Source organism: Mucilaginibacter aureus (genome assembly GCF_053514885.1).
Window position 1 is genome coordinate 3,849,783 of the sequence record NZ_CP170601.1, and the last position, 25,442, is coordinate 3,875,224.

Sequence of the window (25,442 nt, forward strand, 5' to 3'; positions counted from 1 at the left end):
ATAACTCAAGAACCTAATAACCAGTAACCCAATAACCAATGACCTCAATTGTATCCCGCCTCACTTTTTTAGATTATGCCATTGTGGTGGCATACCTGCTTATCCTGATCATTATTGGGTACCGGGCAAGTTTTGTTGGCCGTAACAAAGAGGATTCGTATTTTTTGGCCAATAAATCGTTGGGTTGGGCCAGTATAGGGTTTAATATGTGGGGTACCAATGTCGGTCCATCTTTATTATTAGCGTTTGCGAGTATTGGTTACAGTTCGGGTATTGTAGGCGCTAATTTTGATTGGTATGCTTTTATCTTTTTAATGCTGCTGGCTATGGTATTTGCGCCACGGTACCTGGCGGCAAGAGTAAGCACCATGCCCGGTTTTATGGGGCAGCGCTATGGCGATTCTACGCAAACCATACTGGCCTGGTATGCGCTGGTTAAAATGCTGATATCTTGGTTGTCACTGGGTTTATTTGCAGGTGGGTTATTGGTGCGCCAAGTGTTGGGTATACCCATGTGGGAGTCGGTTATCGTACTGGTTTCCTTTGCAGGATTGTTTGCCTTTACCGGCGGGTTGAAGGCCATTGCCAAGGTTAATATCTTCCAGATGCTGCTGCTCATCGGCGTATCGCTAACCTTAACAATTTTAGGTTTGCAAAAGGTAGGCGGTATATCGGCCATGTATCATGGTGTGCCGCCGCATTACTGGCAACTCATCCACCCCGCCAGCGATCCTAAATACCCTTGGTATGCTATTTTGCTGGGTTACCCGGTTTCGGCTGTGGCTTTCTTTTGCACTGATCAGGCTATGGTGCAATCTGTACTTGGCGCCCGCAATTTAGAGCAGGGCCAGTTAGGGGTAAGCTTTATCGGTTGGTTAAAAATACTGTCGTTACCGTTGTTCATCGTTACCGGGATATTGTGCTACATTCTTTTTCCGCATTTAAAAGATCCCAGCGAAGCCTATATGACCATGGTGACCAACCTCTTCCCGCCGGGAATGAACGGTTTGGTGATCGTGGTGCTGATCGCGGTATTGGTAGGTACAATCGGCTCATCCTTAAATGGTTTGAGTACGGTATTTACCATGGATATTTATGTAAAAAAGATCAATCCGAAAGCTACAAATGAGCAGATCATTAAAATGGGGCGCATGGTGGTAGTTGCGGGTTGTATTTTTGCCATCGTTATGGCCCTGGCTATCGATAGTATCAAGGATCTCAATCTGTTCGATGTATTTCAATCTATCTTAGGTTTTATAGCACCACCGCTGGCCGTGGTGTTCCTGCTTACTGTTTTCTGGAAACGCACATCCCGTAAGGCAGTAAACTTTGTATTGTCTATAGGTTCGATACTAAGTTTAGGCACTGGGGTAATATATTTATGGGTATTACCTGCCGCTACACATCCATTCTGGCCACATTACCTGATGCTGTCGTTCATCATTTTTGTGGGATTGACGCTATTGGCTATGCTGATATCGGTTTTAGATCCATCTCCGCAAATTTATGTGGTTGACGATAAAGCCGATAAACCGGTGTTTGTGACTACGAACAGGGTTAAGCTATCGTGGACGTTGCTAACTATTGTGATGATCGCGATTTACTTGTATTTTAAATAAGCCCCCTAACCCCCTAATAGAGGGAATAAGAGTTTTGATTTGAATATAAAAACACCAATGAACTAATAATTAATGACCAATGAACTAAACTATATGAAGAAGATAATTTACATTTTACTACTCTGCGGCCTGTTCGGGCCTGAGCTTGCATCGGCGCAAGCCAAAAAAGCCACATGGATATATTATCCCGGCGACTTTGAAGTTTGGCTGGGCAATAAAATGCAGAACCGGCGTACAGACCGGGGCGCTTTCTTACCCGTACTTTGGAAAATGGACAGCCATTATGTGCTGGTGGAGTTTCATAAAGACTTTGATGTGCCTGCCACCGAAGAAGTTAAGCTGAATGTTGAAGGTACCTACAATGTAAAGATCGATGGGCAGGCATTTGTGGGTTACCCAAAAAGCATAACCATGCCTGCGGGGCACCATAAACTAAGCTTGAAAGTATACAACCAGGCCAGTGTACCGTCAATATTCGTTCAGGGTAAAACTGTTGTATCTGATGATAGCTGGCAGGTTACTTTTGAAGATAAAGAATGGATAGATGCCACGGGCAAAGTATCCGACAGATCGGCGACCACCTACCTCAACGCCGGCTCGTGGAACTTTAACGATCCGCTGTCACCGCCATCAAAGTTCAGCTTACCAACCATTCAACAACATGCTGTTTATGCGCAGCGCACAAATAATACCCTCTTGCTCGATTTTGGTAAAGAGACCTTTGGTTTTGTTAAGTTGCACGGCATAGCAGGCAAAGGTAAATTGCATATCTATTACGGCGAATCGAAAGAGGAAGCGCTTTCGGCCGATCATTGCGAAACGCTGGACGAGCTGGATATTAACGAGCCCACAAAAAAGGATTCGGTAATGGAACTGTCCAAAGCATTTAGGTACGTTAACGTGCGGTTCGATAACCTTAAACTCGACTCTGTTTCAATGCTATATGAGTATGCTCCTGTAACAGAACGCGGCTCTTTCCGTTGCTCTGACGATGAGATCAACAAGATCTATGATATCTCGAAATACACCCTGCATTTAGCTACACGCGAGTTTTTTATCGATGGTATAAAACGCGACCGTTGGATATGGTCGGGCGACGCGTATCAAAGCTATGCCATGAATTACTATTCGTTCTTTGATTCGCCTACTGTTAGCCGTACCATTTTGGCTTTACGCGGAAAAGACCCGGTAACGAGCCATATCAATACCATAATGGATTATACCTTCTACTGGTTTTTGAGCATTAATGATTATTACCAGTATACCGGCGACAAAACCTTCATCAAGCAGTTCTACCCGCGCATGCAAACGCTGATGGACTATTGCTTATCACGCCGTGATAAAAATGGCATGATGGCAGGCTTACCGGGTGACTGGCTGTTCATTGATTGGGCCGATGGCCTGAGCAAAAAGGGCGAGTTAAGCTTTGAGCAATTGCTGTTCTGCCGCAGTTTGGAAACCATGGCTACCTGCGCTAAACTGAATGGCGATACCGATGGCGCTGCTAAATACCAGGCTTTGGCCGATGATATGAAGGCTAAGATATTCAAGCTGTACTGGAATGATCAAAAACACGCTTTGGTGCATAGCCTGATAGATGGCGCGCAAAGCGATAACGTGACCCGTTATACCAATATGTTCGCCATTTTCTTTGGTTATCTGAATGATCAGCAAAAGCAGGATGTGAAAAAGAACGTGTTATTGAATGATAACATCCAGAAGATAACTACCCCATATATGCGTTTTTACGAGTTGGAAGCGCTTTGCGCGATGGGTGAGCAGGACTATGTACTGAAACAGATGAAAGATTACTGGGGCGGTATGTTAAAACTGGGCGCTACATCCTTCTGGGAAGAGTATAACCCAACCAAAAGCGGCGCGGATATTTACGCCATGTATGGCCGTCCGTTCGGTAAAAGTTTGTGCCATGCCTGGGGCGCCAGTCCGATATATTTGTTAGGCAAGTATTACCTGGGAATAAAACCAACCGGACCGGGTTATTCAACCTATACAATCGAACCAGTTTTGGGCGGCTTGCGATGGATCAGCGGCAACGTACCAACTCCCGATGGCGACATATATTTGTATTGCGGTGTGAGCAAGATAAGCGTTACGGGTGCAGGTGGCACAGGTACTTTGCGCTTTAAAAGCAAAACAAAGCCCAATAACCGAAACGGCGAATTAAAAGCATTGGGCAATGATGTATATGAGCTTACTATTGAGAAAGGTAAATCATATGAGGTTCATTATACTGCGATATAATCGAAATGAATAAAATAAAAACCTATTCGGTCTATTCGGCGAAAGCCAAACTGGAAAAGCCAATTTCGGACGCTACGCACACACTGACGGAGATATCGTTCATTGTGCTGCGGATACTGACCGCTGGCGGTGTTACCGGAGAGGCTTATATGCTGAGCTTTCAGTACAGCCCGAAAGCCATAGCCGGTGCCATGAAAGATATTGGCGAAATGGTTTTGGGCGAAGAAGTACACGATACTGTTAAGGTTTTTGAAAAGATAAACCACCATAACGAATACTTCGGCCACGAAGGCATAAACCGCTGGGCACAGGCTGCCTATAACATTGCCATGTGGGATGCCTGGTGTAAAATATTGGGTCAGCCGATATGGAAAGTGTTAGGTTCATCGCGTACAAAAATACCTCTGTACGGCAGTGGCGGCTGGATATCGTATTCGGTTGAAGAATTGATACACGAGGTTACACAATATAAGGCCCGTGGTTTTAAAGCGGTAAAGTTCAAAGTAGGAAAACCCGACTGGCGCGAGGACCTGGAACGTTTAACGCTGGTGCGCGAAGCCGTTGGCAACGATATCGACATCATGATGGATGCCAACCAGGGCATGACGGTACCGACCGCTTTGAGTTTGGCCAATGCTGCGAAGCATTTGAACATCCGCTGGTTTGAGGAGCCGATAAACCATACCGACTTCCAGGGATATCAGTTGCTGCGTAACCAGGCCGCTATCTCGCTGGCCATGGGCGAACGGGAATATTCAACCCTGCCACTACGCGAATTGCTGAGCCGCAATGCCATTGACATGTGGCAGCCCGATATTTTACGATTGGGCGGTGTAGAGGCCTGGCGCGATAGCGCCGCACTGGCCGGCAGCTTTAATGTGCCGGTTTTGCCGCATTATTATAAGGATTATGATATCCCGCTGCTGTGCACCATCGCCAACGGCATGGGGGCAGAGTCGTTTGATTGGGTTGACCCGCTGATCGATAACCCGATGACGGTGAACAATGGTTTTGCTTCGCCACATAACAGGCCGGGCTGGGGGTTTAGTTTTAAAGATGAGTTTTTAAGCGAGATATGATGCACAAAAAAATACAGGTTTTGGCGGTAGCGGCAGCTTTATTGGTGCCGGGCACATTGTTTGCGCAACTGGTGGATAAAACCCCGGCGGCCATACCCAATGCACCAACAATATACAATGCCGAACCCTGGCAAAACCCAATGGTTGACGGTATTAACCGCGACCCGGCCCGGGCAACGGCTTACTCGTTCGCCACAGTGCAGGATGCTTTAACTTTAGATAGGGATAAAAGCGGCAGGACGATGAGTTTGAACGGGATGTGGGATTTCTCCTTCGCCGAAAAGCCTGCTGATGCCCCTGCTGATTTTTATAAAAGCCGCGTAAAAGGCTGGAAACAGATACCCGTACCATCAAACATGGAAATGCAGGGTTATGGTAAGCCTATTTATAAAAGCGCCGTTTATCCTTTCAGGCCGGTCAACCCGCCATACCCACCGCTCGACTATAACGGGATTGGTAGTTATCAACGCACATTCACCGTTCCGGATAACTGGAAGGATATGAATATCACCCTGCATTTTGGCGGTGTATCGTCAGGTTTTAAAGTTTGGGTTAATGGCAAGTTTTTAGGTTATGGCGAAGATAGCTTTATGGTATCCGAGTTTAACGTGACCCCGTACCTGCAACCCGGCGAAAATATCGTATCGGTACAGGTTATCCGCTGGAGCGATGGTTATTTTCTGGAAGATCAGGATCAATGGCGTTTAAGCGGCATCCATCGCGAGGTGATGTTGTTGGCAGAGCCCAAATTGCGCATTGCTGATTTTCAATGGCGTGGTAAGTTGGATAAGGACTATAAAGATGTACTTTTTAGTTTGCGGCCGCGGATGGAAAACCTCACCGGCAAACAAGTGGTAGGTTACCACCTGAAAGCGCAGTTGTACGATCAAAATAATAAACCGGTACTGGATAAACCACTGGGTAGAAGCGTGGAAAGCATCATCAACGAAATTTACCCGCGACTGGATAATGTGAAATTCGGCCTAATGGAGGCTAATTTGAAGAACCCGGCCAAATGGAGTCCGGAACAACCGAACCTGTACAAGTTGGTATTATCGCTTGAAGATACCACCGGCAAAGTGCTGGAAGCTAAAAGCTGCCGTGTGGGTTTCCGTAGTATCGAGTTCTCAAAAACAGATAGTAAACTGCTCATCAACGGTAAGGTAACCTACCTGTACGCGGTTAACCGTCCGGATCACGATCCGGTGAAAGGTAAGGCGCTTTCGCGCGAGGATATTTTGCACGATGTGCAGACCATCAAACGCTTTAATTTCAATTGCATCCGCACCAGCCATTACCCCATGGATCCATACCTGTATGATCTGTGCGATCAGTACGGCATTATGGTGATAGATGAGGCCAACCTCGAAACCCACGGGTTAGGTTCAAAACTAAGTAACGACCCGATGTGGACGGGAGCTTATCTTGACCGCGTTACCCGTATGGTAATGCGTGATAAAAATCACCCGAGCATCATCATCTGGAGCCTGGGTAATGAAGCCGGCCGCGGGCCAAACCATAGCGCAATGGCCGGTTGGGTGCATGATTTTGATTATACCCGCCCCGTGCATTACGAACCCGCACAAGGTACACCACAAGCCGAAGGATATATCGAACCCGGCGATCCGCGTTATTTAAAACCAAACGATCACTCGCATCGGCTACAGAATCCTATCGACCAGCCTTTTGTGGATATCATCAGCAGGATGTACCCGGGTTTATATACCGTGCCGCTGCTGGCTAACCAGGATAATGGCGATACACGGCCGATATTTTTTGTGGAGTACTCGCATGCGATGGGGAATTCAAATGGTAATTTGAAAGAGTTTTGGGATTTGTTCCGTTCCACTAAACGCATTATCGGCGGCGGGATATGGGAGTTTAAGGATCAGGGTTTGTTAAAGACCGATTCGGCGGGGAACAAGTTTTATGCTTACGGCGGCGATTACGGCGAACGCTATTATGATGATTTTACGATCAAAGGCATTGTGGCCTCTGATGGCAGGCCGAAAGCGGCTATTTATGAATGTAAGCACGTTTTTCAGTCTTTTGAATGTACCTGGGCCGATAGCGCGAAAGCCGTTGTAAAGATTGAGAACCGTAGTTCGGTGCAATCGACGGCTGAGTATGACGTTAAATTGGAAATATTGGAAGACGGCAAACTAATACTGAGCAAAATGCTGCCACGGCAGGATATAGTGGCGGGAGTGAGCGGAACGCTGAACTTACAGCCTTATTTGCCTAAAATGAAACCGGGATGTGAGTATCTGGCAAATATCCATTTTGTATTGCCGCAAAGCACGCTTTGGGCGGATAAGGATTTTGAAATTGCCAGCAATCAATTGGCTTTAACGAGATTGGCGGCTGTTAAACCAATGAGCAAAGGTTTGTCGAGACTTAGAATTGAAGACATGGAGCGTCTTGGTATTTTTAAGGTTAGCGGTAACGGTTTCGAACTTAGTTTTAATAAGTCTAATGGTGCCCTAACATCTTACGTCAGAAATGGCAAAGAGCAGATTTTAGCACCGTTATTACCCCATTTTAGTCGCCCTGCAACTGATAACGATCATCGTGGGTGGAAAGCTGATAAAAAGTTGGGTGTTTGGTATAACCCTGAACTGAAACTCGTTAGCTCAGTAGTCACTTTACCAAATAATAAAGACTACGAATTGCCTATTAGTTATAGTATTGACGGGGTAATTAAATTTAAAAGTAATTACAACTTAATCGATGGTAAAGCGACCGTTAAGGTAGTATACACCATCAACGGCGATGGCGTTGTTAAAGTTGATTATACGCTTAACGCGGATAAAAGTCTGCCAAACATTCCTAAAGTAGGTATGCAATGCAGTATAGCCCGTGGTGACGATAACATTACCTGGTACGGCCGTGGCTTACTGGAAAACTATATTGACCGCAGGACAGGTTTCCCGGCGGGGATATATTCGCAACCAATAAACGAGTTTGGTGAGCCTTACGTGGTACCGCAGGAGAACGGGAACCGCACCGATGTACGCTGGATGTTTTTAGGTGACAAGCAAAACAATGGTTTGATGGTGGTAGCCGATAGCCTGCTGAGCATGAGCGCCTGGCCGTATACCGAGCAAAATATTGTGGCGGCAAGGCATACCAACAAGTTAAAAGATGCCGGTTTTATTACGCTGAATATCGACCTGAAACAAATGGGCGTAGGCGGTAACGATAGTTGGAGCGAAATAGCCGCACCGCTACCGCAATACCAGATACCGGCAGGCGAATATCATTATACATTTTACCTGAAACCGGTTAAAACAGAAACAGCGAAGTTGAGTGAGGAAGCGAAGAAGGTAAGGTTTTAACCGAAAAGTTGCGTTAGGGGGTGAAGCGGATACCGGCCCTGTGGCTAAGGCCAGTGCAGTATGAGCGGAAGACCCGGCCCGATAGGGAACGCCAAAATAACAAAAAAAGCTAACGAGATATAATTATGAAGAGGGAGAATAAGTTGAACAGTATTTTAAAAATGGGCCTTTGTGTGTCATTCCTGTTGATGACCAATAAAATTTCATCCGCGCAAAGCAAAGCATTAGTAAACACATCGCAAAGTCCGCACGCGTTGTTAAGCAGCGTAAACATGGGCGATGTGCAATGGACGAGCGGCTTTTGGGCCGAGCGTTTTAAAGCTTGCCGCGATAGCATGATCCCCAATATGTGGCGCATTTATGCCGACCCAAAAATGGGGCATGCTGTTCAAAACTTTGAAATTGCTGCCGGTTTGGATACAGGATCGCATGTTGGTCCGCCTTTCCAGGATGGCGATTTTTATAAGCTTTTTGAAGCTGCAGCCAATATGTATGCCATTACTAAAGATAAAAAACTGGATGAGCTGATGGATAGAACCATCGTCATCATCGGTAAGGCGCAACGCGCCGATGGTTATATCCACACGCCGGCAGAAATAGAAGAACGTGCACATCCAGGTGTGAAAGCTGCATTTCAGGACAGGCTGAATTTTGAAACCTACAACCTGGGACATTTGATGACTGCCGCCTGCATTCATTACCGTGCTACGGGTAAAACTGCTTTTTTAAATATCGCCGTTAAGGCCACCGATTACCTGTACCGCTTTTACAAAACGGCTTCGCCCGAGTTGGCGCGTAACGCAATTTGCCCGTCGCACTACATGGGCGTGGTAGAAATGTACCGCACCACCCGCGATCCTAAATACCTTGAACTGGCTAAAAACCTGATAGATATACGGGGTTTGATGAAAGAAGGTACCGATGATAACCAGGACAGGATACCTTTCAGGCAGCAAACACAGGCTTTGGGCCATGCGGTAAGGGCGAATTACCTGTACGCAGGCGCAGCGGATGTTTATGCTGAAACAGGAGATACCACGTTAATGCATACGCTCAATTTGGTTTGGAACGATGTAGTGAACCATAAAATGTATGTAACCGGTGGCTGTGGCGCATTGTATGATGGCGCTTCGCCTGATGGAACATCGTATTTATTAAAAGATGTGCAGCAAGTGCACCAGGCTTACGGCCGCGATTACCAGCTGCCCAATTTTACCGCACATAACGAAACCTGCGCCGCTGTGGGCAATGTGCTTTGGAACTGGCGCATGCTGCAATTAACAGGCAAGGCCCAATATGCCGATGTGATGGAACTGACGCTTTACAATGGCCTGTTATCGGGGATCAGCCTTAACGGGACAAAGTTTTTGTACACTAACCCGCTGAGTGTTTCGGACGACCTGCCATTTGCACAACGCTGGTCGAAGGACAGGGTTGGCTATATCGGTTACTCCAACTGCTGCCCGCCTAATGTGATCCGGACGATATCCGAAGTGAACAATTACGCGTACAATGTTTCTGACAAAGGCTTATGGTTCAACCTGTATGGCAGCAATACCTTGTCGACCAATTTAAAGGATGGCTCCAGGATCAGGCTGACCCAGCAAACAGATTATCCATGGAATGGTGCCATCAACATTACTTTACAGGAAGTTTCGGCCAACGCTTTTTCGCTGTTTATCAGGATACCCGGCTGGAGCAAGGATGCCAAATTGATGGTAAACGGTAAAGCAAGCACTATCGCGTTAACGCCTGGTACTTATGCCGAGCTGAACGGTAAATGGCATGCAGGCGATAAAATTGAGTTGCAATTACCTATGCCGGTAACGATGGTTGAAGCTAATCCTTTGGTTGAAGAAACCCGCAACCAGATAGCCGTTAAACGTGGCCCGGTAGTTTATTGTATCGAATCGGCAGGGATACCGAAAGACAAAAAGGTGTTTGATCTGTCGTTGTCATCAAATATCAGCTTAAAGCCTCAAAACATTGTGATCGATCATGCTAACCTAATTGGTTTATCGGGTAAGGCAACCGTTATTGAAAACACTAAATGGACTAACCAGCTTTATCGCGAGGTAAATACAAAGCCCCTAGGCACCGTTGATGTGCAATTAATACCGTATTTTGCCTGGGGTAACCGCGGCCATGTGGAGATGGAGACGTGGATGCCGTTTAGCAGGTAGGTTATTGGGTCATTAGTTTATTGGTGTTTGTATCGGATGGTCGGTGATAACACCGACCATAGGCTAAATAATTATAGTTATGAAACGTATTTTTGTGGGCTGCGTAATGATGGTTTTGCTTTCACAGGTGACATGTTTTGCACAAACGACTAATTCGATAAAAGATGATAGTTTGAAGAATTTCTGTCGCTACCTCATGAAAAATATACATTATCCGGCTGTAGCTAAAGAAAACAATATCCAGGGAAAAGAAATTATTAGCATAACAATAACTCGACAATCGATAACCGATATTAAAGTGGTAAGAAGTTTAACTGCGCAATGCGATACCGAGGTAGTTAGAAAGCTTGAGAATTTTAATAAGAGTCTACACCCGGCCATTGAATTAATACCCGGAAAATATACATTGGTGATCCATTTTGCATTAGACTACAACGACGGTTTAAATCTTTCGAGTGTTCCTAATAAATTAATAAGCGACAATGTAATAGATATGGGGATAATTAGTTATGCCGAGGTAAAACATCAATCACTTAACTAATTATTATTTGCTAACATCATACAATAGCTTGAAAAAATTATATAGCAAATGGAAATTGACATCCAATACATTTGCTGTACAGAAATTAAAGTTTGTGACTGGATCTTGGTTAGAATCCTTTTAACTCCGCCCGGAGTACTTTAATAAAAAAACTTTAATTGGTTTATAATTGGCGTCCCGGTTGTGCAATACATCCGGGACTTTTTTATTGCAGCATATTCACTACATCCTTCATCCGTTCGGCAGGCAGTACTTTGAGCGATTCGACTTTGCCGTTTTTAAGGGTGCCTTCAATTGTAGTATTGTAGGGCGCGTGCAGTTTGAAATGTACATCCCATGTTTTTGGCCAGGCGGCAAAAAGGTATATTTTTTTATCATCGGTTTGCACCAGCATTTCCTGCAGGCCTATCATACCCGAACCACCCCAGTTATGGTCCGGGGTCCAGTCGAAACCTGGCCCCCAAAAAGCAGGGAACCTGCGGCCCGAGTCTTTCATTTTCAGGATGGTTAATTCGGCGGCGTCTTTGGTCAGGCCCATATCGGCTGCAAAAATGTTATCCTGTTTCCAGCCCATGTGGCTCCTGAATTTCAGTGCATCGGTATCATATTGCCAGGTATTGATAGCCGTTTGCAGGTCGGGTTTACCCACACCATACATATGCCAAGGGAAAACAGCATAAAATTCGGCAGGTTCGGTATTGTTAATACGTTCCCAGCTTTGTGCCGGTGCAATGGTTTTATGTCCGTCAAATTCGCGAAAGCTTAGGGGAGGTATACGCGAAAGCATTAGTGCCCAATCCTTACGTTTTTGCTCGTTGAGGTATTGAGGCGGTAAGGCCAGTAACCGGGTTAAGATGGTTTGCAAAGCGGCGATTGTGGTAGTAGAGTTGTAAGCCATTTTATAAGTTTCGGCAGCTGAGCCGGGATATAAAACCAGTTTACCGTTACCATCAAAGGTTTTGGCGCCGCGTTGTTTGGCTAAATACTGGTAATGCTCATCGTAAAAAGTAAGGCAGCTTTCAATAAATGGAACGTACCCGGATATATCTTTACCGGTATATCTTTCAGTTTCCAGCATCATCAGGCAAAACTGAAAAACGGTATCCCACTCGTATTCAAGCCAGGCATTATATTCCATACCCTTGTCATAGCCGGCAGGGCGTTTGGTGCCGTATTCGGCAAAGTTTGGCAGGCCAAAGTTCTCTATCTGTTCGGTAAAGGCAGCGCCGTTGTGTTTCCAGTAAACCTGGCTGCGTAATTCGGCATTGTGCAATGATTTTAAGTAAAAGTCAAACTGCGGCTTCATCATGTCCCAATCGCCGTTTTTAAGCATGGGGAAGTAAACCAGGCGCTGGTTTTGGGCAGTCATCAAGCCACCGCCCCAGTTACGGAAATCGGGCGTATAGGCATAATCTTTATTAACCAATACAGGGTCGTAAGTAAATAGGCCACCATTAAATTTAGTAGGCGAGGTGCCAAAGGCATTGCAGCCCAGCATATAGCGGAACAATTGATAATTGCGCCCAACCTGCCACGCTTCATCGGTTTGGGCCTTATCAGGAGCGATCTCTATACAACTTTTGTCCCAATACTGGTGCCACCAGTTAATAGTATTGGCAAATGCTGCTTTGCGCGATTGAGCAGCATCAGCAATAACTTTATCTAAACCTGTTTGCCAGTCAGCAAGTTTTGCCGACTGTGTGGTGTAGAGATCGAGTTCGATATTTTGCGTCCTGGTTGCTTTGTCGCTTTGTATTTTCCAGCCGGTAAAATCGGTATTGAGGTAAGTGCCGGTATAAGTACCGGCCGGGTGCATAGCGGTACCGTGCATTGAACCGCCAAATGTGAGGTTTTTAAGCGGATCGTACATTTCGGACTTTACCGCATCCATGCCCTGCTGCTTAACCGTTAAATCAAAAATGGTAGTATCGCGGTTGTGATGGTAAAAGGTGACCGCGTTTTTATTAAAGCTGATGGAATCGGCAAGGGTTAGCGTGTTTTTTGGCGCGCCAAACTTATAAGAGGACTGGTTGTTTTCGGTGCCCTTCATGGTGCGGTCGCGGTAACGCCAGCTTTCGTAAGCAGCTTGGGTTTTGATGGGCTGACTGGCGGTTACATCAATATGCACTACCGGGCGAAACACATCAACCCACACGGTAATTTGGGTGCTTAGTTCACCGTTACTGCCATTTATCTTGATGTAACCATCCCGCAAAAGTAGTTCCTGCTTAAAGTTTGTACCTGCGAAAGGGTTAGGGGTTAGCTTTACGCGGATGCGCCCGGCTTTGAGCATGGTATTGTTTTCATCGAACGTGCCGCTTTTAGATACGTAGATGAGCAGGTCGCCATTTTCAACCCAAACGTTCAGGCCAATGTCGCCGCCGCCGCAGGGCATTGATTCGCCGGAGTTTTTGCTTTGGCTGGTCCACAGCACATTATAACGGTTCAGCTCATCGGTTTGGGCTTTAACCTTTGCGAATGCCGCGAGGCAAACTAATAATAATATGGCTTTTTTATTGCGCATCATAATCCCAATCATCGGTGCGGAAAGATGATACCGGCAAACCATCGGTGCCAAAGAGTTCGCCCACTACAAAATCGCGGAAAGCGTAACGTACGGCAACAGGTTCTTTTACATTATCGGAGCTTACATTAACCGAGCTGCCGTTGATGGTGGCTTTTGCCGGGTAAAAATGTTTATCTGCCCCTGCAATTTCAAAGGTGGTTAGCGGTTTCAGGTATGATGTTAGTCCGTTAGGGCAATCTTTAAACTTAACTGTGGCTACACTACCTTTTACTTCCAGCGATTCATACGCCGGGCTTACACCGCTGAAACCTTTTACGCCATAAGTTTTAACCAACGCAATGTAGGCCAGGCGCGTGCCACCTTCTTCTTTATGGAAAGGGTGAATTGTGCCCTGCTGGCCAATATCCATCAGCACGGCCATACCGCTGTTGGGTATTTTATCCGCGTCGATACGTTGTGCATCGCGTACAAACGCCGAATTGTATTTACCGCCTTTATTATATGGAGGTAGTTGCGCATAGTCGTAAGGCGCTATCTGGCAATAGTAGAAAGGAAAATCGCCTAAGCCCCATACGCTGCGCCATTTGGCTACCATGGTTTCTAATAATCTTTGATACTGTGCAGGTTCGGTATAATTGGATTCGCCCTGGTACCATATCGCCCCCTTGATGCCGTAGCCATAAATGCCGCTAATCATCGCGTTATATAAGGTAGTAGGTGTGCGGCTTTTATCTTTAATACTGTCGGTAGGCGCGGGTACTTTAATTTCGGGGAAGGCTTTCAAGGTTTCAGGATCCATCCAGGCTTGGATAGATGAACCACTGTAGCTACAATTGATCAGGCCAACAGGCACGTCGAGCATTTTGTTAAGTAACCGGCCAAAGTAATAACCGGTGGCACTAAAATTGGATACGGTTTCGGGCGAGGCTTCTACCCATTTGCTGGGTTTAATATCGGTTTGCAGTGTGGTTGTTGAACCGCGCGGCACCGTAAATAAATGGATGTTCTTATTAGCGGAGGCAACGATAGCCTCGTTGGAGCCGATGATAGGTTGACCCTTAAAACCTTTCATCGGCATTTCCATGTTGGATTGCCCGGTGCAGATCCAAACCTCGCCTATCAATACCTCTTTTAAAACTACAGGCTTGCCATCGCTAACGGTTAAAGTATAGGGGCCGCCATAAACCGGTGTATTGATCTTAACGGTAAATTTGCCGGTTGCATCCGCCACAGCGCTGTAAACTTTTTTATCCCACGAGGTAATAACAGTGATATGGCTGCCGGCTTTATCCCATCCCCAAACGGGTACGGCCGACTTTTGCTGCAGCACCATGTTATCGGTAAATAACCCGGCGAGTTTAACCTGGGCGTGGGCTGTTGAAAACAAACCGCAAAACACAGCGGCAAGGCATAGGGGCAGGCGTAAGATTTTCATTTATTCAAGGTTTATGTATCAAATGTATACTATCTTTTTTTGATTGTTGCTGTGCGAAGGTTAAACAAGATAAAATTGTACAATTAGTTGCTAATCTACTCCAATTAACAGTCGTAATAGTAAGTACCTTTACTTTATCAATTATAATAATTGATAACCGATTGTTATAAACCCTTTATTTACCTGTACATGAAAAGAACCTGTTTGCTTTTAGCCTGCTGCTTTGCGTTAAGCGTGGCATGCCAACAAAGTTATGCTCAAACCACAACGCCTGCGGCTGAAAAACCTGCGGCAGCTAAGTCAAAATCTGACCCGGACGCCAAGGCTGCACAGTGGGTGGCTACATTAAACCTGAATGATGCCGCCAAAGAAGCCCGCGTAGCTGCGGTGATCACTACGCATTTAACCGCTGTGCGCGACTGGCACAATAGTCACGATTACACTTTGGTACCCGAAGGGATGAATCCCATCACCGGTAAGGTATTCAACAAGTTAGAACGCCAGGTGATCATTAACTCAACTATCCCGAAAACGGTGCATGAAGAGTTGATGGCTGGTTTGCGTAAAGACCTGACCGAAGAGCAGGTGGAACTGATACTGGATAAATATACCATTGGTAAGGTTGCCTTTACCATGAATGGTTATAAATCGATAGTGCCGAACCTGACCAAAGAAGATGAGACGGTTATCCTGACAAACCTGAAACAGGCGCGTGAGCAATCAATAGACTATAAAAATGTTGACCAGATCTCGACCATCTTTAAGATCTACAAAACCAAAATAGAGGCTTATTTTACCGATAGCGGCCGCAACTGGCGTGCCATGTATAAAGCTTATGCTGATGCGCAGAAAGCAAAAAAAGCCGCTGCACCGGCCGAACAATAACCATTAAAAAATTCTGATATCTTATTATAATGAACAACCCGAAATACTTTTTAGCCATTGCTGTGCTTGCAGTTGGCACATTTACATTTAACAAGGCAGAGGCGCAATATCCGCGTATTCCGCCTGCAGTTCAGGCTGTAGCCGATTCGGCCATGAAAGAGGCAAGTAAACGATCTGACGCGGCATGGGCAAAAGCACTGCCGATAATTGAGAAAGAAGAAAAGGAAGGCAAGCCCTATGTACCATGGGCGGCCAAACCGTCTGATCTGCCACAGGCAAAGATACCGGCGTTTCCGGGTGCAGAGGGTGGTGGTATGTACTCATTTGGCGGTCGTGGCGGCAGGGTGATCGTGGTGACTAACCTGAACGACCACGGCCCGGGCAGCTTTCGCGATGCCTGTGAGCAGGGCGGAGCACGCGTGATCGTTTTTAACGTAGCCGGTATTATTCATTTGACCGATCCGGTAAGTATCCGTGCGCCTTACGTAACCATTGAAGGGCAAACCGCTCCGGGCGATGGTATCTGTATTGCCGGCGAATCGGTTTGGATCGATACGCATGATGTGATCGTTCGTTTTATGCGTTTCCGCAGGGGCGAAACCAATGTGGCCCGCAGGGATGATGCCTTTGGAGGTAACCCGATAGGTAATGTGATGATCGATCACGTATCGGCAAGCTGGGGTTTGGATGAAACGATGTCGATGTACCGCCATGTGTATGATCGTAAAAATGATGGCAAAGGTTTGAAATTACCTACGCTGAACATCACTATCCAAAACTCGATATCGGCGGAATCGCTGGATACTTATAACCATGCGTTTGGCAGCACCATTGGCGGCCATAACAGTATGTTTGTGCGTAACCTGTGGGCAAACTGCATTAGCCGTAACCCTTCGGTGGGTATGGATGGCGATTTTAACTTTGCCAATAACGTGATATTTAACTGGTGGAACCGCAGTGCTGATGGCGGGGATAACAAATCGTTATATAACTTTATCAATAACTATTACAAACCCGGTCCGATAACCCCGCTGGATAAGCCGATAGGTCACCGGATATTGAAACCGGAGTCTGGCCGCTCGCCGCAGGAAAAAGGTTTGTTTGGCCGCGTATATGCTAATGGAAATATCATCGACGGTAACGAAAAGGTAACCAAAAACAATTGGGACGGCGGTATCCAGATAGCTGAAATGCCGGATGCCGGAAGATATACGGACAGCATCAAATCGACCACGCCTTTCCCAATGCCGAAAGTGACGCTTATACCTGCACAGGAAGCCTATACCTACGTTTTGGAAAACGTGGGTGCATTTTTACCAAAACGCGACGCAGTGGATACCCGCATCATCAACGTAGTAAAAACAGGTAAGATAGTTTATGTAGATAATACGGCAAGCAGCAAAGGGAGCGAGTATTTGAAACACCGTTTGGGTGATGAATCGTACAAACAGGGCATTATTACCGATATTAAACAGGTTGGCGGTTACCCCGAATACAAAGGTACGCCGTACAAAGACAGCGATAATGACGGCATGCCCGACGAGTATGAAACTAAACACGGTTTAAATCCGCACGATGCTAAGGATGCTTACGCTTATCCTAAAAATGGTGGTGGTTATACCAATATCGAAATTTACTTAAATAGCCTGGTGCCGATTGCGAAAGTGGTGCCCGGTGCAAAATAAAATAAATAACTTAGCTAATAAAGAATCCAGTCCTGATACCTAGGGGCTGGATTTGATTTATAAAATGGTTATTGACAGGCAAGAGTATGTTATTACGCGCATAAACACCTGCCATCACACTATTCCTGCGCGCCCCCTCTCAAGAGGGGAATTGGAATGATTTATATTGAAATAAGTGGAAAGAATAACTGCAAAATATTATATAGAAACACCTTACCCGGTTGAAAAGGCGGCGGCTGTATTAGCCGGCGAGCAATCGTCGGGGACCTTTGTGGCTGTGCCGGGTGAAACGGAAGAGTTGAAAGCGCGTTTCGCGGCGAAGGTGGAGAAGATAGAAGAACTGGAAATAGTGAGCCAGCCGGCTATACCGGGAGCTACGTCAAAAGATGGCCTGTACCGTCGCGCTAATGTTGAGGTATCGTGGTCGATAGAAAACTTTGGCTATAATTTGCCGGTGATGGTTTCGACATTGCAGGGCAATTTGTATGAAATAACGCAATTTACCGGCTTAAAGCTGATGGATATTGAATTACCGCCATCATACGCTGAACATTTTAAAGGGACACGATTTGGAATTGAAGGCTGCAGGAAGAGCACAGGTGTTGATGGCAGGCCGCTGATCGGTACCATTATTAAACCCAGTATTGGCATGACGCCTGGGCAGACCGCCGATATTGTTAAAACACTGGTTGAAGCCGGTATTGATTTTATTAAGGACGATGAATTGCTATCGGCTGCAGCCAACTCAAAATTTGAAGACAGGGTTGATGCGATAATGAAGGTAATTAACAACCACGCCGATAAAACCGGTAAAAAGGTAATGTACGCCTTTAACCTGAGCGACGAGGTTGACAGTATGCTGCAACGTTACGATTATATTGTAAAAGCAGGCGGTACCTGCGCCATGGTGAGTATTAACAGCGTAGGCCTGGCCGGAACTAAAAAAGTATGCGACCAGGGTGAGCTGGTTATCCATGGCCACCGCAATGGCTGGGGTATGCTTAACCGGCACCCATTACTGGGGATAGAGTTCCCGGCATATCAAAAAATATGGCGGCTGGCGGGCGTTGATCAAATGCATGTTAACGGTATTCAGAATAAATTTTGGGAGAGTGATGATTCGGTGGTTCGTTCTATTGAAGCTTGTTTGAAACCATTGTTCGGGCACACGGTGTTACCTGTGGTATCATCGGGCCAGTGGGGCGGTCAGGCGTTTGAAACCTGGCGCCGTACCCAAACTACCGACCTGCTTTACATGGCCGGCGGTGGTATCATGGCGCACCCGGGCGGAGCAGGCCAGGGCGTAAAAGCTTTGCAGCAAGCCTGGGAAGCGGCGGTAAATGGATTGACCTTGCACCAGGCCGCTGCGCAATACCCCGCATTTGCACAGTCGGTTGAAAAATTTGGTAAGTAATGGCAGAGCAGCAACTTTTACTGGCTTTTTATGGCGATGACTTTACCGGGTCGACAGACGCGCTGGAATTTTTGAGCCGCGCGGGTATAAAAACCATGCTGTTTATTGAGCCGCCAACAGCAGATAAGTTAGCACAATATGAAGGATTGCAGGCCATTGGTGTAGCGGGCATGACCCGTTCAATGCCGCCTGCGGAAATGGAGCAGGTATTAAAACCTGCATTCGAGGCTTTAAAAGAGCTTGCCATTCCGCATGTACATTATAAAGTTTGCTCCACGTTTGATTCGTCGCCACAAATTGGCAGCATAGGTAAAGCTGTTGATATTGGCGCTGAGGTATTTAATGCGCCGTTTGTGCCGGTTTTGGTAGCCGCGCCTGCATTGGGCAGGTACTGTGCCTTTGGTAATTTATTTGCCCGTATGGGGATAGGGAGCAAAGGTGAGATTTTCCGGCTTGACCGGCACCCCTCTATGAGCAAACATCCGGTAACCCCGGCAGATGAAAGTGACCTGCGGCTGCATTTAGCTAAACAAACCGGCCGGACTATTGGATTGGTTGATATTGCAGACATCGAGCAAAGCCAGGATCAGGCGAAAGCCAAATTGGAATTGCAAATAGAGACAGGCAGGCAGGTGGTGTTTTTTGATACGCTGGAAGACGCGCATCTGTTATCGGTTGCTAAACTGATCGACCCTTTTGCCACAAGCGGTAAATCTTTGTTTTCGGTAGGCTCGTCGGGTATTGAGATGGCCCTGGGCGCGCTTTGGCAGGAGCGGGGAATTGCTCAGCCTAAAACCGAATGGGCAATACCGGGCCGGGCAAAAACCATGCTGGTGGTATCGGGCAGTTGTTCGCCGGTAACGGCGAAGCAAATAAACTATGCAGCCGACCATGATTTTGCCGAAGTTGAACTGGATACTTTAGTTATTGCCAATTCAATCGATTTGAAAGCTTCGGTAGCGGTTTATATCCAATTAATATCCGAACTGATACAGCGCGGCATCCCGGTTATTATCCACACCAGTTTGGGTACCGATGACCCGCGGTTTGAAAAAACGTATCAAACATTTGCCGGGCAAGGCTTAGCGCAAAACGACATCCGTGCTAAAACGGCGCAGGTATACGGCACCGCCCTGGGCCTGATCGCGATAGGCGTTGCTGAAAAAGTAAACCTGCAACGTTTAATCATTGCGGGGGGCGATACCTCGGGGTATGTGGCGAGGGTTATGGGCATTGAGGCTGTAGAGATGATAGCACCAATATCGCCGGGAGCACCGCTTTGCAAAGCGTATGCGTCTAAAACTGCCGCTAACGGTTTGGAAGTGAACTTTAAAGGCGGCCAGGTTGGCGCCGAAAATTATTTTGAACAAGTATTACAAGGAAAAATATGAAACCAAAAACATTAGGGCTGATCCATACTTCGGCTACTTTAATACCCGTATTTAACGATTTATGCAAGCAGTACCTGCCTGGTGTTGCCACATTTAATATTGTTGACGATAGCCTGGTGCGCAATATTCGTGAGCGCGGCGAATTGACACCGGCCATATCCAAACGGGTTGCTGATTATGTGGCCTCGGCCGAAGATTCGGGTGCCGATTATATTTTGGTGACCTGCTCATCAATTGGCGCGGCGGTTGAGGCTGCTGCCGAAACTGCTGCGGTGCCGGTATTGCGTGTTGACCAGCCTATGGCCGACCTTGCTGTACAAACAGGCAAACGTATCGGCGTTATTGCTACGCTGGCTACTACTTTAGAGCCAACGAGTGACCTGGTTAAACGCCGCGCCGCTTTGGCGGGAAAAGAAATTGAACTGACTTCGGTTGTAGTTGACGGGGCTTTTGAGGCGCTGATGAGTGGTGACGCAGCAAAGCATGATCAACTGGTGGGAGATGCTTTGCGTATACTATCTAAAGATGTGGACGTGATCCTGCTGGCACAAGCTTCAATGGCAAGGGTGGTAGATACACTGAGTGAAGCTGATAAAATTGTGCCGATTGTTGCCAGTCCGCCAAACGCGATAAAATATTTGGCTTCGATCATATAAATGAAGGCGCTGCAAAAATTTTGTTTGGGTGTAAGCGCTTTGGCGCTGGTGGCCCTGCTTGCCGGGCTTTTTATGGCGAACCATGCCGTATGGCTGCCTGCCTGTGTGTGTCTTGCCGTATCACTGGCTATAGGTATTGGTGCGGTGCCGGCTTTAAAAAACTATCAATATACTGCGTGGATCATTGTGGCGGTGGTAGCCGCTATGGCTTATCCGCATGCTTTTTTAAAGTGGGGCAGCTTTGATCTGAGGAATAAGTGGCTCATTTTGATCATTGTGCAGATGGTGATGTTCGGCATGGGTATCCAGATGAGCATCCGCGATTTTTCGGGACTGGCGAGCACAGGTAAAGGCGTATTGATAGGCTTGCTTTGCCACTTTTCTATTATGCCTTTAATGGGTTTTACGCTTACACGGATATTTCATTTTGAGCCGGAAATAGCTGCAGGAATTATCCTGATCGGTTCGTGCTCGAGCGGGCTGGCATCAAACGTGATGGTTTACCTGGCACGGGCAAACCTGGTGTTATCGGTTACCGTTACCGCCATGGCAACTTTGGCCGCACCATTTTTAACGCCTTTGTTAATGCGTTTGCTGGCGGGTACACTTATCGAAGTAAAGTTTGTGAACATGATGATGGAGATCATCAAAATCGTGATCGTGCCAATTGGCGCGGCCTTTCTGCACGATTATCTAAAAACGGCATCCCCGAAAGGGAAACGAAATACCTATATTATTGCTGCTTTATGCTTGCTTTGGTTAATTATTTTACCTTTTGGGACGTGGAACTGGTTAAGCGAACAGTTATCGGCGCAAGCAGAACAATCTGCCGAGGTGTTTAACTTTTTAACCGGGGCATTTATTGTTGGTGCGGTTTATCACCAGATATACACCAAAAACAAAAAAGTTGACGAATATATCCCGTACCTGTCCATGTTCGGCATTGTGTATTTTACCACGGTTACTACTGCCGCCGGTCGTGATAATTTGCTGCATGTGGGTTTGTTGCTGTTCATCACATCGGTTGTTCATAACGGCGCGGGTTACTTTTTTGGTTATTGGCTTAGCCGGTTATTTAAGCTGGATAAAAATTCGGCGCGTACCATTGCCTTTGAGGTGGGACTGCAAAACGGGGGTATGGCATCGGGCCTGGCCGGTAGCATGGGCAAACTGGCTACGGTTGGTTTAGCTGCCGCGGTATTTAGTCCGTGGATGAATATTTCGGGGTCGATACTGGCTAATTACTGGCGCAAACGGCCACAGGATACGACCGATATAAAGGAGTAATTACTTGATAATGTGGGAGAAAATGCGTATATTGTATGGAGTGAGAGTCAAGAACCAAGATGCAAGAATTAAGACAAAAAACTATTTAAAAATACCGATAAATACCCACCATGTACCCACCCTACACCCACCTGCTTTTTGTGTGTTAAAATGACAAAAAGCATCATTATGCCATTTAAACAAGGATTTTGCGAAAAATAACATAAAAAATACCGACAAATACCCACCTTGTGAATGATTGAAAGATTGATTTTTGAATGATTGAATGGCAAAACATTGTGAAAATACCGAAGAATACCTATGTGCTCAAAGTATCGTTGCAAAGTATCGTTGCAAAGGACGAAGCAATGACGCATGAAGATGAAGCATGTTAAAAATGCCGACAATTACCCCCCTTGAAAAAAAGCCAAACGTGTTTTAACGTTAATGTCTGGATTCATTAAAATTCAGCGATAATGGATCGCTATTGCAGATATACGCATGTTATTGGCCAAATACGCTGACTTAACCCATGCTGAACTTTATTAAAATTGCGTAATGAAGAAAGTTGTTTTTTTGCTTTTGCTGTTGCCTTTTATATCTAAAACCTATAGCCAGTCGGACTTAAATCAAACCAGGTTAAAACCGATCTATGACCATTGCCGGGAACTGCTGTTATCAGATACGCCTTACGCGACCGAACAAAGTTATTTGCTGACCGACGAAGTAAAATATACTACCGACGGAGCCGGGTATTTTAAATTATTGACTGCCGAGGGCAACTGGAAGGATATTGATTATCAAAGCAAACAACCTGCGGCCTGGATACCTGCCAATCACTTATACCGGGTGCTGTTGCTGGCGCGCGCTTATCATAAAAACCATGACGCGGCATATTTGGAGGCCATACACTGTGCTGCAAAGTTTTGGATAAAAAACGATATCCAGTGTTCAAACTGGTGGCAAAACCAGATCAATACGCCATTTACGTTTTCGAGCCTGATGATCATGATGGACAAAGACGCTAATGCGGATGAGCTGGCATATCTGAATGATGTACTTGTAAAACGTGTGCCGATTAAAAACGCTACCGGGCAAAACCTGATATGGCAGCTGGATAACCAGGCACGGATCGCACTTATTCATCAGGACTTTGAGGCTTTCAGCACAAGCATGAAAAGTATGCAGGCGGTGATCAATGTATCGATCAAAGAGGGTATACAGCCGGATTACTCGTTTCAGCAACATGGTGTGATGCTGCAGTTTGGCAACTACGGATTGCATTTTGTAAATAGTTTGCTGTTTTGGATGACCATTACCGCCAATACACCGCTGGCATTTGATCGCGATAAGCAACAGATGCTTTTTGATTATTGCAGCAACGGCTTGCGATGGACAGTTTTTAAGGGTGGGATGGACCTGACCGCTATAGGCAGGCAGTTTCGGGAGGATTGTGATACCAAGAGGGGTAACTGTTTATTTGTAGATTTTAACCTGCTTAAATCGTTTGATAAAAACGACCCGTGTAAATATGTTTTGGATGGGATGGACAGCGCACCGGCATGTAACCTGACTGCCAATAAAAGTTTTTGGCGCAGTGCCTATATGACCACTTTAACCAAAGATAACTCTATGATGAGCGTTAAGATGAGCGGTTTGCTGGTTAAAAAGCTCGAATCGATAAACGGGGATAACCTGCGCGGTTCGTTTTTAAATGACGGTGTTACACTGATACAACGGACCGGGAAAGAGTATCATAATATTGAACCGGTTTGGAACTGGCGCATGTTGCCCGGTGTAACCAGTGATACCACCATTAACCCCGAAGTTAAGGAAACCTGGACCACAACAAACGCATCGGGTTTTGTGGGGCAGGTGAGCGATGGACAAGCGGGAATTAGCGCGATGGTTTATAACAGGTTGGGTGTAAAGGCTAATAAAAGTTATTTTTTTATTGATGGGATGATGGTTGCTTTAGGAGCAGGCGTTACCGGTAATAATCCCGAAAGTTTGATCACTACAATAAATCAAGCGTTATCGCACGGCAAAAAGTTTTACCCGGGCCACGATGCAGTGGGGGGAAACTGGCTTAACTTTGATCATATTGCCTATTTCTTCCCCGATAAGGGTCAAACGGTAAAAACGGACATCCGGTATGTAAAAGGTAACTGGGGCGACGTGGACAAAGGCTCGGGCAATGTGCCGGTTGCCGATTCGGTAATGACGGTTTATATCGAGCAGGCAAAGAGCGACCATTACGTCTATATCGTGAAGCCTAATATTACTGTAAACGATACCAAAAAACTGGCGGCAAATATTCCTGTAAAGGTATTGGCAAACACTCCCGATTTACAGGCAATAGCAGTTAACAAGCATGTACTGGCTGTTTTTTATGCACCGGGAGCTATTAGCATTCGCGGTGCTCAGAAGTTAAGGGCATCGGCACCATGTATAGTTATTTTTAAACCTAATGGTACTATTTGGGTTACCGACCCCACTCAAAAATTGACCGAATTGAACCTTGCTGTTAATGAGCACCTCGTTAAAGTTAAATTGCCTGCAGGTGATATGGCTGGATCATCAATAAAAGTTGACTACTAAAACAATTGTATAACCCAAACTTAATGCACAGGTAAACTGTTATGACTTCTTTTGTAGGAATTAAAAAATACGCCCTGCTGAAAAGATATTTAACAATTTAAGTAATAAATTAACTTTTAGTAAAATTTATTATCTTTGCGACCTCAAACCAAAAGCCAGTTAAGTTAATTTATACAATTATGCCAAAACGATTGCTGCTCATTGATGATGATGCTGAGGTGCTTAATATAATGCAGGAAGCACTGGTGTACGAAGGGTTTGAAGTTAAGATACTTGAAAACACACGTAACGTGTTCCAGGTGATTGCCGATTACCAGCCCGATCTGATCATGATCGATTATATTTTAGATGACATAAACGGCGGTGAGACCTGCCACGAGATCAAGGTAAACCCGGCAACAAGCCATATCCCGGTAGTGATCGTGTCGGCCTATTCAAAAGTGATCCTTTCGTTAGGCAATTACCGCTCTGATGCTTTTTTGGCCAAACCATTTGGGTTGGACGAACTGGTTAAACTGGTTGGCAGAATGCTGGAGACTCCGACGCTGCAGGCCTGCTGA

16 protein-coding genes are annotated in these 25,442 nt (G+C 46.0%); 14 read left to right on the forward strand and 2 right to left on the reverse strand.

The annotated features are described in order from the left end of the window. Window positions 1-38: 38 nt before the first annotated feature. The 6 genes from ACFGVR_RS16285 to ACFGVR_RS16310 all read left to right on the forward strand — a co-directional run bounded on the left by ACFGVR_RS16285 (window position 39) and on the right by ACFGVR_RS16310 (window position 11,022). Window positions 39-1,619 carry a sodium:solute symporter family transporter gene (locus ACFGVR_RS16285; protein WP_448698385.1) on the forward strand — a complete coding sequence of 527 codons (1,581 nt, stop codon included), beginning with the start codon at window positions 39-41 and terminating at the stop codon, window positions 1,617-1,619. A gap of 93 nt (window positions 1,620-1,712) precedes the next feature. Continuing rightward, a complete protein-coding gene (locus ACFGVR_RS16290; RefSeq protein ID WP_448698387.1) occupies window positions 1,713-3,881 on the forward strand; it encodes an alpha-L-rhamnosidase-related protein in 2,169 nt (722 codons plus the stop codon). A gap of 5 nt (window positions 3,882-3,886) precedes the next feature. Further along, window positions 3,887-4,960 carry a mandelate racemase/muconate lactonizing enzyme family protein gene (locus ACFGVR_RS16295; RefSeq protein ID WP_448698388.1) on the forward strand — a complete coding sequence of 358 codons (1,074 nt, stop codon included), beginning with the start codon at window positions 3,887-3,889 and terminating at the stop codon, window positions 4,958-4,960. Beyond that, window positions 4,957-8,298 (forward strand): glycoside hydrolase family 2 TIM barrel-domain containing protein, encoded by a 3,342-nt coding sequence (locus ACFGVR_RS16300; protein WP_448698390.1) that lies wholly within the window; start codon window positions 4,957-4,959, stop codon window positions 8,296-8,298. The genes ACFGVR_RS16295 and ACFGVR_RS16300 overlap by 4 nt, the downstream gene beginning before the upstream one ends. 125 nt (window positions 8,299-8,423) lie before the next feature. Continuing rightward, complete coding sequence (locus tag ACFGVR_RS16305; RefSeq protein WP_448698392.1) at window positions 8,424-10,481, forward strand: aceric acid hydrolase; 2,058 nt, start codon at window positions 8,424-8,426, stop codon at window positions 10,479-10,481. 79 nt (window positions 10,482-10,560) lie between these two features. Beyond that, window positions 10,561-11,022: an energy transducer TonB gene (locus tag ACFGVR_RS16310; protein WP_448698394.1), complete on the forward strand. Its 462-nt coding sequence runs from the start codon at window positions 10,561-10,563 to the stop codon at window positions 11,020-11,022. Window positions 11,023-11,227: 205 nt separating this feature from the next. Here the strand turns inward: ACFGVR_RS16310 and ACFGVR_RS16315 are convergent, their stop codons facing one another. Together ACFGVR_RS16315 and ACFGVR_RS16320 are read right to left on the reverse strand one after the other, a co-directional pair. After that, window positions 11,228-13,549 (reverse strand): DUF5703 domain-containing protein, encoded by a 2,322-nt coding sequence (locus tag ACFGVR_RS16315; protein WP_448698396.1) that lies wholly within the window; start codon window positions 13,547-13,549, stop codon window positions 11,228-11,230. Beyond that, a complete protein-coding gene (locus ACFGVR_RS16320; protein ID WP_448698398.1) occupies window positions 13,536-14,984 on the reverse strand; it encodes a sialate O-acetylesterase in 1,449 nt (482 codons plus the stop codon). Before ACFGVR_RS16320 ends, ACFGVR_RS16315 begins: the two co-directional genes overlap by 14 nt. A gap of 189 nt (window positions 14,985-15,173) precedes the next feature. On the opposite strand from ACFGVR_RS16320, the gene ACFGVR_RS16325 reads away from it, so the two are divergent. The 8 genes from ACFGVR_RS16325 (at window position 15,174) to ACFGVR_RS16360 (ending at window position 25,442) form a co-directional block, all read left to right on the forward strand. Next, a complete protein-coding gene (locus ACFGVR_RS16325; RefSeq protein WP_448698399.1) occupies window positions 15,174-15,869 on the forward strand; it encodes a DUF3826 domain-containing protein in 696 nt (231 codons plus the stop codon). A 29-nt stretch (window positions 15,870-15,898) separates the two neighbouring features. After that, entirely contained in the window at window positions 15,899-17,554 is a 1,656-nt protein-coding gene (locus ACFGVR_RS16330) for a polysaccharide lyase (protein ID WP_448698401.1), read from the forward strand. A gap of 175 nt (window positions 17,555-17,729) precedes the next feature. Then, entirely contained in the window at window positions 17,730-18,968 is a 1,239-nt protein-coding gene (locus tag ACFGVR_RS16335) for a ribulose-bisphosphate carboxylase large subunit family protein (RefSeq protein ID WP_448698402.1), read from the forward strand. Continuing rightward, window positions 18,968-20,359 (forward strand): four-carbon acid sugar kinase family protein, encoded by a 1,392-nt coding sequence (locus tag ACFGVR_RS16340; RefSeq protein WP_448698404.1) that lies wholly within the window; start codon window positions 18,968-18,970, stop codon window positions 20,357-20,359. Before ACFGVR_RS16335 ends, ACFGVR_RS16340 begins: the two co-directional genes overlap by 1 nt. Beyond that, on the forward strand, window positions 20,356-21,015 hold the full coding sequence (locus tag ACFGVR_RS16345; protein ID WP_448698405.1) for an aspartate/glutamate racemase family protein: 660 nt from the start codon (window positions 20,356-20,358) through the stop codon (window positions 21,013-21,015). The genes ACFGVR_RS16340 and ACFGVR_RS16345 overlap by 4 nt, the downstream gene beginning before the upstream one ends. Next, on the forward strand, window positions 21,016-22,302 hold the full coding sequence (locus tag ACFGVR_RS16350) for a bile acid:sodium symporter family protein (RefSeq protein WP_448698406.1): 1,287 nt from the start codon (window positions 21,016-21,018) through the stop codon (window positions 22,300-22,302). Between the two features lie 537 nt (window positions 22,303-22,839). Then, window positions 22,840-24,882 carry a polysaccharide lyase family 8 super-sandwich domain-containing protein gene (locus tag ACFGVR_RS16355; RefSeq protein ID WP_448698407.1) on the forward strand — a complete coding sequence of 681 codons (2,043 nt, stop codon included), beginning with the start codon at window positions 22,840-22,842 and terminating at the stop codon, window positions 24,880-24,882. Window positions 24,883-25,061: 179 nt separating this feature from the next. Then, window positions 25,062-25,442: a response regulator gene (locus ACFGVR_RS16360; RefSeq protein ID WP_448698408.1), complete on the forward strand. Its 381-nt coding sequence runs from the start codon at window positions 25,062-25,064 to the stop codon at window positions 25,440-25,442.